Source organism: Tumebacillus lacus (assembly GCF_026410385.1).
GTDB classification, from domain to species: domain Bacteria; phylum Bacillota; class Bacilli; order Tumebacillales; family Tumebacillaceae; genus Tumebacillus; species Tumebacillus lacus.
Genome location: NZ_JAPMLT010000005.1, coordinates 46,239 through 58,683, shown reverse-complemented (window position 1 = coordinate 58,683; position 12,445 = coordinate 46,239). Strand labels below are relative to the sequence as shown.

The window sequence follows — 12,445 nt, the reverse complement described above, 5'->3', positions numbered from 1 at the left end:
TTCGGAGGACGGCGGTTTTTCTTTATTTGTTCAAATGATACGGCACCGTCGTGATCGTCACATCTTTGCGCGCGATCAGATAGGCCCGGATCAACAGCGACGTCTGGTTGTGCAACACATAGTGCCACCAGCGCTTCGTGACAAACTGCGGGATCAGGATCGTCACATGATCGGTCGCCGACGTCTTCCATTCGATCGTGTCGATGAATTTGATCAGCGGCCTCATGATGCTCCGATAACGGGAACGCAGGCAGATCAACCGCACGCCCGGGTTCCACTCGGCCCATTTCTGCTCCATTTTGGCGATCTCTTCTTCATCAAACCCGATGTACACCGCGACGACGTTGTCGGTCAGCGACGTGGCGTAGGAGATCGAGTTGCGCACCACACGGGTGATGCCGGCCACCGGGATGACCACTGTGCTGCCTTTTTTACAAGGCTTGTCGGTGTGAATGTCGATCCGCAGTTCCTCGGCGATGGCGGTGTAGTGTTGGTTGATCTTGCGAAACACATAGATCACCGCCGGGAGGAACAAAAACACCATCCACACTTGCGCGAATTTGGTGAAGAGGAAGATCAGCGTGATGCAGAGCGTCGTCAGCATCCCGACCGTGTTGATCGCAAACGGCAGGGTCCACCCTTTCGGCTTCTCGCGCAGCCATTTGCGCATCATCCCGGCCTGCGACAGCGTGAACGGAATGAAGACACCGATCGCATACAGCGGGATCAGATTTTCCGTGTGGCCGTTGAACAGCACGATCAGCAGCGCGGAGAAGAACCCGAGGATGATGATCCCGTTGGAAAAGCCCAGCCGGTCGCCGCGCACTTTGAACATGCGGGGCATAAATTTGTCTTTTGCCAGCATGAACGCCAGCAGCGGGAACGCGGAGAACGCCGTGTTTGCCGCAAGGAACAGGATCAGCGCCGTCACCGCCTGGATGAAATAGTACATCGCGCCGCGGCCGAAGATCGCATTGGCCAACTGCGAGATGACCGTCTCGGTGCGGTTCGGCACGATGCCGTAGAGATAGGCCAGCACGCTGATGCCGATAAACATCGTGCCGAGGATCACACCCATCATCATCAGCGTGGCAGCCGCGTTGCGCGGGGCGGGCGCTTTAAAATTCGGAATGGCGTTGGAGACCGCCTCCACGCCGGTCAACGCCGAACAGCCCGACGAGAACGCCTTGAGCAACAGGAACAAGGTGATCCCCGGCACGGCCGCCCCGTAGGCGGGCGGAGCGGTGACCGGCTCGATCTGCCCGGTCAGCGCCTGCACCGCGCCGCTGACCATCATCAGCATGATCGCGCCGATAAACAGATAGACCGGGTAGGCGAGTATCGACGCCGACTCGGTGATCCCGCGCAGGTTGAGCAAAGTCAGCGCGCTGATCATCACCAGCGCGATCAATACCCGGTGCTCATGCAAAGCCGGAAACGCGGACGTGATCGCGTCCGTGCCGGCCGATGCGCTGACCGCGACGGTGAGGATGTAGTCGACGAGCAGCGACCCGCCTGCGACCAGCCCGAAAGACAGGCCGAGATTTTCCTTGGCGACCATATAGGCACCACCGCCGGACGGGTAGTTATGAATGATTTGCCGATACGACAAGATGAGAATCAACAACAGGGCAAGTACAGCGACCGAGATCGGGATCGAGTACCAGAGCGCAGCCGCGCCCATGATGATCAACACCATCAGGATCTGCTCTGTGCCGTATGCGACCGAGGACAGCGCATCAGACGAGAGGACAGCCAAGGCTTTGAACTTCGTCAGTTTCTCATCTGCCAACTCAGTAGATTTCATCGGAGGGCCGATCAGAATACGTTTCATTTTCGAAACCATAGCGGCTTCCTTCTTTCGATTCGAGAGTTAAAAGCTAAAAATTTCCAATGAACACAACAAAAAAAGACCGTTCCGAAAACGAAGGTCTTTTCAACCCCCTTTGCTTGAGCCGACGAAGTTAGCTGACGGGTAGGATGGCAAAGGAGAACATTGTCCCTCATCCCTCCCGCGCAAACGCGCGGGATTAACCCCAAATACGTGGGTCCTCCGCTCCCGGCTGTGCCGGAATTTGGCCGTGTATGCTGTTGATTGCCTCATGATACTCCCATTTTCGAAAACGCGCACCAGCCTTTTTTGACCGGATTTCGCTCGCCGCGACCAGTAGATCGCCCTCTCGCGCAATTAGTTCGCCCGCTCATAGCCGCGCATGCGTTTTTGCGGCCGCAGCCGCATATGAAAAAGACCGCCTGAGCGCCCAGGCGGTCTTTTTTATTTCCGATCTAGCGGCACTAAACTTGCGCGTTAAACTGGTAGTCGATGCGATCCAGATAATAATTCGAATGCACCGAACGGCCCTCAAGCGAGTTGAGCACCGCGCCGAACAGATGCGCACCGGAGCTGCGCAGCGAGTCGACAGCCAGCGTCGCGTGCTCACGGCGGGCTTTGGAGTGACCGACGATAAACAGCACGCCGTCTGCCAGCGGAGCCACCGCCTGCGGAACGGGCGATTCGGCGACGGCCGGGCCGTCGATCAGCACGATGTCATACAGCTCCCGTGCCTCTTGGAGCAGGTCGGCAAACGCGGGACCGCTGCTCAGCGCCCGCGCACCGGCGGAGGTGACCACACCGGTCGGCAGCACGTCGAGGTTTGGGATCATCGTGCCCTGAGCCGCGTCAGACAGCGCAGCCTGTTCGGTCAGCACGTCGCTGATCCCGGTATGATTGGGCAATTGAAACACCGTGTGCAGCACCGGCGCGTCGAGCTCGCTGTCGATCAGCAGGACGCGATGTCCGCTCTGTGCGAGCAAAATGCCAAAATGAGTGAGCACCGACGATTTGCCTTCCTTGCGCATCGTCGAGGTGACATAGATCGTCCGCAGCCCTTTGTGCAGATGCAGGGGCAACAGGTTTTTATACAGCGCCTCATAGCATGCCAGCACGCGGCGGTTGCGTTTGGACGGCACCATGTTCAGCGGTGTCGGTTCCAAAGCAGCCGCAGCTTGACGCCGGAACAGGTTCAGGAGCAGCGAGCGTTTGCGCACCTTCGCCGTGCGCCGTCCGCTGCCTGCCACCGTCTCCCAACGGCCGATCTCACCGATCAACGGAACACCGAGGATCTCCTGCACCTCGATCTTGGTCTTGAGCGTCGGGTCAAAGTACTCCAGCAGCACGGTCAGCCCGATGCCGACCGTCAGCGAGAGCAGAAACGCCACCGCCATGTTGACCTGCGGCTTGGCCGCGATGGTGACCGGCGGTTTTTCCGTGGCCCGTTCGAGGAAGATCACGTTGTCGACCTGCATGATCTGCGCCACCTTGTTAATAAACGCGTTCGACACTTCCTCCGCGAGCGCCACGACCCGTTTTTCGTCGGTGTCGGTGACGGTGATCGAGATGACCTGCGAGTCGGTGTTGGTGGTGACGGCTGTCATCGCATTGATCTGATCGGGCGTCAGTTTGACCCCGGTGCGCGCCACCACATCCCGTCCGACCGCAAAGCTCTTGATGATCTCCGTGTAGGACTTAAGGATCTTTTGATCGGCGAGCTGCTCGTTGATCACGATGTCCGGCTTGAGCGTCGGTTTGATGTTGACGAACAGTTTGGTCGACGCTTTATATTGCGGCGCGACTTTGTTGTACGTCATATACCCGCTGGTGGAAACGGCCAGCAAGATGATCAGTCCGATCAGAGGCGCGCGCTTTTTCAACGCGTTCCAGTATCGCAACCATAAGAGTTTCATCGTCGTTTCATCCTTCTCTATTGGTTGGCATGATGTGCATGCTGTTATTGCGGGAGTTTGGGCGCGAGGGCCACTTGCGGTGTGAGGATCATCCACACTTCCTCGACGAGATCTTTCGTGATGACGTTGTCGTACGAGATCCGCACGTCAAAGCGCATTTTGGCGAGTTCGCCTTGGGCGAGGGCCAGTTTGTCCACCGTGTCCGGGTCGCGGATGTCGTCCGGCTTGAACAGCAGGTCGACCAGATAGATCTCGCCGGCCATCAGTTGCGGGATCTTTTTCTCAAACGTACCGCTGACCATCAGCCTGTTTTGGTAGTAGATCGAGACGGTGGCCGCTTTGGGCGTGAAGTTTTTCAAATACCCGTTGTGCAGGAACACGCTCACCCCGAGCGATCCGTCATGATGGACGACAAAGCTGTTCAGCCCCGAGACGTACAGCATGTTGAGGTTGCCTTTTGCAAAGCGCTGGTTGTTGTAGAGCAGCGTAAACGTTTCCTCCATCGTCGTGCGGCGGTCTTTGGAGATGCCGCTGAGCTGCTGCGGCGTCCAATGGATCGGCTGCACGATCCGAACCACGTCGGGCACCGGCTTTGGCGTGGTCACCGGCGTCGGCTGCGGCGTGGCAAACGTGTTGTCTTTCTCGATGCCCTTCTGGATCAGCTTGTAGACCAAAATGCCTTGACCGAGATTGATCAACAAGGAGCAGGCCAGCAGCCCGACGATCAACCGGCGAGAGAATCGGCCGCGGCGTTCCCGGCGATCTTCTTCAGGCAGAGGCTCGACCAGCGTTTCAGCCAGCGCGGTGCCGGCCGCCTGTTCGCGGTAGGTCTGCAACGCCTCGTAAAAAGCAGTCTCCCGCTCTTCCTCTTTGTGTGGTGGTTTGGCTTTCGCTTTATCCCCTATACGCTTGACCCGCTCCAGCACGTTCCCCCCGCGCTTTTTGTGCTTGGCCGAACGGCTGGGCAGCTCCGTGTCGGAGGAGTTGCCGACCTCGTACTCTTCATCCTTCACGTAACTCGTCCCCCCTGTCCGTAAATCCTCATGTCCTTAAAGTTATCGCAACATTCTTGAAAAAGCACTTTAGGTAGATAGTCCTAGTTTACCCATTGACTTCGTCCTGTCGAATACCCTATTATAGAGACATAATCCACATTTTAGTTGTTAGAGAAACTTCTTTTAACCTGACCAAGCAGTCCATAATACCCAAACGACAAACGGCAAACCGCATCGAAAGGGCGGGACGCAAAGCCACGGGCCTACGCGAAACGAACGCTGGCAGCCGGGTTACCGAAAGGGGAAAACAACTTGAAAAAATCGCTTCCTGTCGCCCTGATGCTCGTGATGGGAGTCGCCATCGGCGTGCTCTCCTCGTTCGTATCGTCTCACTCGCCGTCTACCGAAGCCGAATCGCAAGACTCGACGAACAAGATGTCCGAGGCCGCTGCGATCTGGTTCCTGATTGAAAACAAAAATCAAATCATGGAACTGATCCGCGATCAGCAACAGCTGCAAGACCTGCAACTTCCGTATTAAATCCGGGCGGTAAACAGCTCTACTAGTTTGCTTTCTATTCTATTATATTTTACGGTCGTTGTCGATTGCTATCGAAGAACCGTCACACGTTAAAAGCCCTCTTCACCGTTTGGTGAAAAGGGCTTTTTTTATTGTTTGGAAATGATCCGGGAATCAGTGAATCGCCTTTTTCCGGAATCGTCCGCCCATCACATCGGCGACTGGCTCGATGGCGATAAACGCGCCGGGATCATACTCCATGACGATGTTTTTCAATTTAGCGACCTCCAGCCTTGTGACGATGACGTACAGCAGCTCTTTGTCCTCGCCTGTGTAGCCGCCTTTGCCGTAAATGTGCGTGACCCCGCGACCCAGACGCTGCTGGAGCGCATCGGAGATCTCGGCCGGACTTTCGGAGATGATCGTCACCGATTTGGACTCGTCGAGCCCTTCGATGGTGATGTCGATCATTTTAAAGGCGATGAAATAGGCGATCAGCGAGTACATCGCGCTCTCCCAGCCAAACACAAACCCGGCGCTGCCGAGGATGAACAGATTGAAAAACATCACGATCTCGCCGACCGAAAAGGCGGAGTTTCGGGTCAGCAAGATCGCGATGATTTCCGTGCCGTCCAGCGAACCGCCGTATCGGATGATCGTGCCCACGCCAAGGCCCAGCAGGACGCCGCCGAACACCGTCGCCAGCAGGTTGTCGTTCGTGAACGGCTCCATCCCGTGCAACATCGTCACAAACGCCGACATCGAGCTGACCGCAAACAGCGTCGTCACAGCGAACGTGCGGCCGATCTGCTTGTACCCGACGAGCAGAAACGGCAGATTGAGCAAAAACGTATACAAGCCGATGGGAAATCCGGTCAGGTGTCCGGCGAGGATCGACAGGCCGATGATGCCGCCGTCGATGATCATGTTCGGCACCAAAAACAGTTCCAGCCCCACCCCGACCAGCAAAGAGCCGAGCAGGATCGCCAACGCTCGCTTGATCTGCCCGGACAGCGGCTCCTTGCGATGCACGCGAGCCGGTTGTGCGCTTGTCGTCATGAGATCTCCTCCTCCTGTTGCGTCCGCTTAGTGTGGCACAAAAGGATGGAAATCATTTTCAGGAGGGAAGATCGGCGTCCCCCTGCCGGTACCGCGTGGCAAACCGCCGCTCCGTTCGCGCCAGGTGCTCCGAAAGCAGCCGCTGCGCCTCGACGCTGTCCCTCGCCCGAATCGCCTGCAAGATCGCGCGATGCTCCCGGTCCAACTCGTCCGGGTCGTCCAGCTCTGCGTGGATCTCGCGCAACAGGCTGCGGATCGGCTCGGCCAGCGTGTTGACCAGATTGAGCATCACGTTGTTGCCCGCGCATCCGGCCAGCAGCAGGTGAAATTGCAAATCGCGGTCGGCCGGGTCGCCCGACTCGACCAGCGCCGCCTCCGCAGCCGCCAACGCCTCCTCGCCCGCCCGCTCGCAGGCGTATCGTACCGCGCCTGTCTCCAGCAAGCGCCGGATCTCCAGCAGTTCGCGCAGTTCGCCCATGCCGAGCAGCAACGCCGCGTTCATCGGCTCGGTGACCATCGTCTGCACGTCAAAACGGCGGACAAACGTGCCTTCTCCGTGGCGCAGATCGATCAGTCCCATGCCGACGAGCGACGAAAACGCCTCGCGCACCGTCGCGCGCGACACGCCAAAACGCACCGCCAGTTCACTCATCGGCGGCAGTTTCTGCCCCGGGAGCAGCGCCCCCTGCTCGATCAAGCGTTTGAAATGGTCCGCCACTTGCTCGTATGTCTTTTTCAGTCTGTTTCGCTTCTGTTCCACGGCGCTCACCAACGTCTGTATATTTTCCAAAGCATGGATGCCATTTTTTCTATTATACACAGCTAAACCCTGTTTACAGCAGGAATTTCTCTAACGTCCTAGCCGAAGTAGGTAACAATACGGTAAAGTAGGGGTAACGGAGTCGACAATCTCCCGGAAAGGACAGTATCTGAATGGAGCCTACACTATCTTTGATCCGGCATCTGCAGATTCGCGATGCTGTGCTGACAATTGATACATCCGGCGTGATCCGCTCGTTCCCCGAGTCGGGCACCCTCTTATTTGGTTATGAACAACACGAAGCGGTCGGACAGCCGATCACCCGGTTCTTGCCCGGTTGGACAGGCCCGGAGACAGACCTGACCGCGCCGCTGCAGGCTGTGCGGCGCGACGGTTCCGCCTTTGACGCGGAAGTCGAGCACAGCCTTGTCTCGGCCGGGGACGAGCAGCTGTGGGTCCTGTGCGTACGCGACCTCGTCATGCGCCGCCATGCGGGTGTCGCTGCGCTCTCCGCCGTCTCCGTGCTCGAACACACCTTGCAAGGGATCATGATCACCTCCCCGGACGGCACGATCCAGTATGTAAACAGGGCGTTCGTACATTCGACCGGCTACACCGCGTCGGAGGCGGTCGGTCAAAACCCGCGCTTTTTGCAGTCGGGCTGGCACAACTGCGACTTTTACTCGTCGATGTGGAACGAGATCCAAGCAACCGGCTCCTGGGCGGGCGAGATCTGGAACCGCCGCAAAAACGGCGAGATCTTCCCGGAGTGGCTGAACATCGTCGCCGTTCATGACGAAAACGGCGAGATCATCCGCTTTGCGGCGCTGTTCAGCGACATGTCCAAGCTCAAGCAGGACGAAGCCCGCATGCACCACCAGACCTACCACGACACGCTGACCGGCCTGCCCAACCGCATCCTGTTCATGGATCGCCTCGCTCTGGCCGTCGCCGATGCGGAGCGGCTCGATCTGAAGGCGGCGGTGATGTTCCTCGACATCGACCGCTTCAAGCTGATCAACGACACGCTCGGCCATGACGTCGGCGACCGCCTGCTGCAGGAGATCGCCCAACGCCTGACCGACACGGTGCGCGACCGCGACACCGTCTGCCGCCTCGGCGGCGATGAATTTACCGTGATCATGGAGAACATCGCCGACACCGAGGAGGCGATCCTGATGGCGCAGCGCATCCTCGATACGTTCATGGTGCCGTTTTGCATCGCCGATCACGAATTTTTCGTCACGCCGTCCATCGGCGTCGCGCTCTACCCGGACGACGGCATCGTGATCGACACGTTGGCGAAAAACGCCGACACCGCGATGTACCGCGCCAAAGAACACGGCAACAACTACCAGCTCTACTCCCCGGCGATGAACTCGCAGGCTCTGGAGCGGCTCAACTTGGAAAACGACCTGCGACGCGCCCTCGACCGTGGTGAATTTGTCGTGCACTACCAGCCGCAGTTGCACATCTCCACCGGCCAGATCATCGGCATGGAGGCGCTCGTGCGCTGGAATCACCACCGGCGGGGACTGATCTCGCCGGCCGAGTTCATCCCGCTCGCCGAAGAGACCGGCCTGATCGTGCAGATCGGCGAATGGGTGCTGCGCACCGCCTGCCTGCAGTGCAAAAAATGGCTCGACAGCGGCTACCCGGGCCTGCGCGTTGCCGTCAACCTGTCCGCCCGCCAGTTCCAGCAGAAAAACATCGTCGAGATGGTCGAGCGCATCTTGCAAGAGACCGGTCTGCCAGGACAGATGCTGGAGCTTGAGATCACGGAGAGCGTGGCGATGCGCCATGTCGAGCACGCCATCTCGATCCTCGAACAGCTCAAGCAACTCGGCGTGCAGATCTCCATCGACGACTTCGGCACCGGCTATTCGTCGCTGTCCTATCTGAAAAAATTCCCGATCCAGACGCTGAAAATCGACAAGTCGTTCGTTCATGACATCTCCGATTCCCAGGACGACGGCGCAATCGCCGCCTCGGTCATCGTCATGGCGCACTCCTTAAAACTCAACGTCATCGCCGAAGGCGTCGAGACGGAAGAGCAGCTCGATTTCCTGCGCGAGCGCGACTGCGACGAGTTCCAAGGCTATCTGTTCTCGGGGCCGCTGACCGCTGAAAAGTTTGAAGAGATGCTGAAAATGCGCAAATAGACTCTCCGGTCAGCCGAGCAACGGCGTCAACTGCCGGGCGATCACCGCATGCCCGCGGTCGTTCGGGTGGATCGGCAGAACGGGGGAGGTCCGCACGTCTTCGAGATGCCCGGTGCGGTAGCCGTAGATCAACTCCGCCTCTCTGCCGGCAAACCACGCGTCGGTCGGCGCATAACGAGCACCGAAACGCTTGGCTGCCGCAGCCGTGATGCTGTTTAACGAGCGGATGCCCTGCACGGCCAGCGGGCTGTGCGGGAACGGATTGTACTGCCCGCAGAGCACCAGCCGAGCTCTGGAGACCGCCCGGATCGACTGAACGAGCGTGTGCAGATGCTGCCCGTACGCCGCCAGCGTCGTCTCCAGCACCTGCCGCGACCCGCCCCTCGCCAGCGACAGTCCGGCCTGCGCCACATCGTTGCCGCCGACCCAGACAGAGATCGCATCTGCGCGGCGCAACGGCTCGCTGGACAGGGAAAACCTCGCCGCCGTCAGCGTCGCACTCGTCCAGCCAGGTCGAGCCAGCACAAACGGCACGACGCGGGTCTGGAGCCGTTCTTCCAGATGACAGGCAGTCAACGCCGGATACGCGAGTCGGCGCGAACGAGCCGACTGCCCGGCCGTCACCGAATCGCCCAGTGCTGTGTAGGTAAACATATCCGATTTCACCTCCGTCCGCCAAAGACCTGCTGTATCCTATGCCAGTCCCGAGTCAATCCGCGACGAAAAAAAAGAACCTGCCAAAGGCATACCGCCCCCGCAGGTTCTTTTGCTTTTCCTCCGCCCGGTTCCGGTGCCAAAAGAAAAAAAGGATGCATCCGCATCCTAGAAGATCCGCTTATGCAACACCTTCAACCATTCCTGCAGCCCGTCGCGGCCGCGCGGATGCCAGCCGTTGGTCAGCGTCACCGCCGTCATCTTGCTGACCGGGTCGCACCAGATCGCCACCGAATGGCCCTTGCCGACCATGCCGAACGACATCGCCGGCGTCGCCTCGCCGAGCGTCCCGCCCGGATGGGCCGTCTCCCAGCCAAAGCCGCGCTGCATGCCGCCTTCGCCCGCCAGATCTTTCGTGTGCGTCTGCGTCGCCAGCGTGACCAGCGTCGCATCCAAGAAACGCTCGCGGCGAAACACCCCTTTGCGCACCCACACCTCGGCATATCGGTTGAGATCGGCAGCCGTCGAAAACAGCCCCGCATGCCCGGCCACCCCGTCGAGTCCGTAAAACGCATTGCCGTCCTGCGCCTCGCCGCAGATCACATCCTCGCGCCACGGAAAATGATTGATCCCGTACGGTGCGCACAGCCGCCGCTCGCACTCGTTGCCCACCTCCGACGCCGCACACAGCTCCGTCGGCAGCGGTTCCCCCGTGGCAAACGACGTCTGGTTGAGATCGAGCGGGCGAAACACCAGCCGCTCGCAGACGTCCTGCAACGGCCTGTCCCAGATGCGCTCCAAAGCAAAGCCGAGCAGCAGATACCCGAGGTCGCTCTGAATCGCCTTTTCGCCGGGAGCTGCCTCCAGCGGCGTGTCGGCCAACGCACGCAGGTACGCTTTGACCCCGCGTGCGGTCAGGAAAAACGGCTTCCATGCCGGAAGTCCGGATGTATGAGAAAGCAGTTGGAACACGCTGATCTGCCCTTTCGCATGACGATCCACCCCTGTGGCAAACTCGGGCAGATAGCGCGCGATCGGATCGATCAGCGACAGTTTCCCCATCTGCACCGTGCGCAACACCGCAGGCAGAGTCGCCACCACTTGTGTCAGCGAGGACAGATCAAATCGCGTGTCGAGCGTCATCGTCCGCTCGGCCGGAGTCGCCTCCGCCTTTCCGTGCGCTTCATAATACAGCGGGTCCCCGTTGCGCGACACGCAGACCACCGCGCCAGGGAACAGCCCTTCTTCGATGCCTTTTTGAACCAATCTCCGCATAAGTGATCACCCCCGTACACTCTACTTATGAGGGGACAAGCAAAAAAAGACCCTTGCCCATCGGGGGACAAGAGCCTTTTGAGCCGATCCGGTCGATACTTAGTCGTCGCTGCCGAGGTTGATCCCGAACAGGCGCAGGACGAACAGGAGCAGGTTGATAAAGTTCAGGTACAGACCGAGCACAGCCATCGGCACGAGCTCTTCCGGCACGCCGTTGCGGGCGATGTTCGAGATGTCATACAGCGTGAAGCCGATGAAGATGAAGATCCCAAGCATCGTGAACAACATGTACATCGTCGAGCCCAGCGGCAGGAACAGATTCCACAGCATCATGCCGAGCAGCGCGATGACGCCGACCATCAGGAAACCGCCGAGGAACGAGAAGTCCGCTTTCGATTTCCACGCATACAGCGCGGTCGCGCCGTACGCCAGCGTCGTGACGCCAAACGCAGCCATCACCATGTCGCCGCCGATCGAGCCGAGATAGTGAGAGAGCACCGGGTAGAACGTGATGCCGGAGATAAACGTGAACAGATACAGGAACGTATAGCCGACGCGGCGCTTGCGCAGGAACATCGCAGCGACCAGCATGCCGATCTCGATGATCACCAGCGGCAGGAACAGAGCCGGCGGCACCTGCGTGCCGACAATCGTCCCGATCACCGCGAACAGCAGGCTCAGGAAGAACATCGGCAGGACACGGTTGATCCCGACGATACGGCTGCCTTGATAAGACGGATTCGGATACATGTGCAGAGACACATCCTTTCGAAGATACCTGTTTACTATTATACAAGATAACCCTAAAAAAGTGGATCAAAACAACAAAAGACCTCTCTTCCCATAGAGAGGTCTATGCACGTCCCGGTGATTATTGAACCGACTCGCCCTCATATTTGGAGGCGATCTTGGTCATCAGCTTGCCGATGTCGCTGTCGGACAGCGCACGGCCTTCGCGTTGCAGTTTCTCGCCGATGCGCTCCAACTCGCCGTGGATGTAGCGCAAGATCTCGTACTTGTCGCTGCCTTGCTTGATCGGCAGCGAGTTGGTCTTGAGCTGGTCGAGGAACGGAGTCGGCTCGCCTTCTTTCAACTCCGTGCCCGGTACCGGGGTGGACTTGTCATACACCGCGATGATGCCTGCGTTGTTGACGACAAAGTAGACGGTGAAGTACGGGTTGTTGACCGAAGTCTGGCCGTATGCAAACGTAGCGGAGACGCAGCGCTCCATCGATTTGATTTCAAAATTGACTTGTACCGGTGTGGTCATGAGAGTC

11 protein-coding genes and 2 riboswitches are annotated in these 12,445 nt (G+C 58.9%); of the genes, 2 read left to right on the top strand and 9 right to left on the bottom strand.

Annotation, left to right across the window (positions count from 1 at the left end):
* Positions 1–22 precede the first annotated feature (22 nt).
* The 3 genes from OS242_RS11315 to OS242_RS11305 all read right to left on the bottom strand — a co-directional run bounded on the left by OS242_RS11315 (position 23) and on the right by OS242_RS11305 (position 4,757).
* Positions 23–1,846 carry an APC family permease gene (locus OS242_RS11315; protein ID WP_267151804.1) on the bottom strand — a complete coding sequence of 608 codons (1,824 nt, stop codon included), beginning with the start codon at positions 1,844–1,846 and terminating at the stop codon, positions 23–25.
* Positions 1,847–1,938: 92 nt separating this feature from the next.
* A riboswitch (cyclic di-AMP (ydaO/yuaA leader) is annotated at positions 1,939–2,091 on the bottom strand.
* Positions 2,092–2,295: 204 nt separating this feature from the next.
* The gene (locus OS242_RS11310) at positions 2,296–3,744 is read right to left on the bottom strand and encodes a polysaccharide biosynthesis tyrosine autokinase (RefSeq protein WP_267151803.1); all 1,449 of its coding nucleotides are present in this window, start codon (positions 3,742–3,744) and stop codon (positions 2,296–2,298) included.
* Between the two features lie 44 nt (positions 3,745–3,788).
* A complete protein-coding gene (locus tag OS242_RS11305) occupies positions 3,789–4,757 on the bottom strand; it encodes a hypothetical protein (protein WP_267151802.1) in 969 nt (322 codons plus the stop codon).
* Between the two features lie 195 nt (positions 4,758–4,952).
* Positions 4,953–5,038: riboswitch (cyclic di-GMP riboswitch) on the top strand.
* Between the two features lie 13 nt (positions 5,039–5,051).
* On the opposite strand from OS242_RS11305, the gene OS242_RS11300 reads away from it, so the two are divergent.
* Positions 5,052–5,279, top strand: a complete 228-nt coding sequence (locus tag OS242_RS11300) for a hypothetical protein (protein ID WP_267151801.1) — start codon at positions 5,052–5,054, stop codon at positions 5,277–5,279.
* Between the two features lie 153 nt (positions 5,280–5,432).
* Here the strand turns inward: OS242_RS11300 and OS242_RS11295 are convergent, their stop codons facing one another.
* Together OS242_RS11295 and OS242_RS11290 are read right to left on the bottom strand one after the other, a co-directional pair.
* Positions 5,433–6,317: a YitT family protein gene (locus tag OS242_RS11295; RefSeq protein ID WP_267151800.1), complete on the bottom strand. Its 885-nt coding sequence runs from the start codon at positions 6,315–6,317 to the stop codon at positions 5,433–5,435.
* Between the two features lie 58 nt (positions 6,318–6,375).
* The gene (locus OS242_RS11290; RefSeq protein ID WP_267151799.1) at positions 6,376–7,077 is read right to left on the bottom strand and encodes a FadR/GntR family transcriptional regulator; all 702 of its coding nucleotides are present in this window, start codon (positions 7,075–7,077) and stop codon (positions 6,376–6,378) included.
* Between the two features lie 191 nt (positions 7,078–7,268).
* Here OS242_RS11290 and OS242_RS11285 point away from each other — a divergent pair, with 191 nt between their 5' ends.
* On the top strand, positions 7,269–9,239 hold the full coding sequence (locus OS242_RS11285) for a sensor domain-containing protein (RefSeq protein WP_267151798.1): 1,971 nt from the start codon (positions 7,269–7,271) through the stop codon (positions 9,237–9,239).
* A gap of 9 nt (positions 9,240–9,248) precedes the next feature.
* Here OS242_RS11285 and OS242_RS11280 read toward each other — a convergent pair whose 3' ends face one another.
* The 4 genes from OS242_RS11280 to OS242_RS11265 form a co-directional block, all read right to left on the bottom strand.
* Complete coding sequence (locus tag OS242_RS11280) at positions 9,249–9,893, bottom strand: SGNH/GDSL hydrolase family protein (RefSeq protein WP_267151797.1); 645 nt, start codon at positions 9,891–9,893, stop codon at positions 9,249–9,251.
* 168 nt (positions 9,894–10,061) lie between these two features.
* Positions 10,062–11,168: a serine hydrolase domain-containing protein gene (locus OS242_RS11275; protein ID WP_267151796.1), complete on the bottom strand. Its 1,107-nt coding sequence runs from the start codon at positions 11,166–11,168 to the stop codon at positions 10,062–10,064.
* A 99-nt stretch (positions 11,169–11,267) separates the two neighbouring features.
* Positions 11,268–11,918 carry a Bax inhibitor-1/YccA family protein gene (locus OS242_RS11270; protein WP_267151795.1) on the bottom strand — a complete coding sequence of 217 codons (651 nt, stop codon included), beginning with the start codon at positions 11,916–11,918 and terminating at the stop codon, positions 11,268–11,270.
* A 121-nt stretch (positions 11,919–12,039) separates the two neighbouring features.
* Positions 12,040–12,438, bottom strand: a complete 399-nt coding sequence (locus tag OS242_RS11265; protein ID WP_267151794.1) for a hypothetical protein — start codon at positions 12,436–12,438, stop codon at positions 12,040–12,042.
* Between the last annotated feature and the right edge of the window lie 7 nt (positions 12,439–12,445).

Excerpts from the sequence above, each read along its gene's own strand:
- OS242_RS11315 (WP_267151804.1), bottom strand. The coding sequence starts at position 1,846 with ATGGTTTCGAAAATGAAACGTATTCTGATCGGCCCTCCGATGAAATCT.
- OS242_RS11310 (WP_267151803.1), bottom strand. The coding sequence starts at position 3,744 with ATGAAACTCTTATGGTTGCGATACTGGAACGCGTTGAAAAAGCGCGCG.
- OS242_RS11295 (WP_267151800.1), bottom strand. The coding sequence starts at position 6,317 with ATGACGACAAGCGCACAACCGGCTCGCGTGCATCGCAAGGAGCCGCTG.
- OS242_RS11280 (WP_267151797.1), bottom strand. The coding sequence starts at position 9,893 with ATGTTTACCTACACAGCACTGGGCGATTCGGTGACGGCCGGGCAGTCG.
- OS242_RS11275 (WP_267151796.1), bottom strand. The coding sequence starts at position 11,168 with ATGCGGAGATTGGTTCAAAAAGGCATCGAAGAAGGGCTGTTCCCTGGC.
- OS242_RS11270 (WP_267151795.1), bottom strand. The coding sequence starts at position 11,918 with ATGTATCCGAATCCGTCTTATCAAGGCAGCCGTATCGTCGGGATCAAC.
- OS242_RS11265 (WP_267151794.1), bottom strand. The coding sequence starts at position 12,438 with ATGACCACACCGGTACAAGTCAATTTTGAAATCAAATCGATGGAGCGC.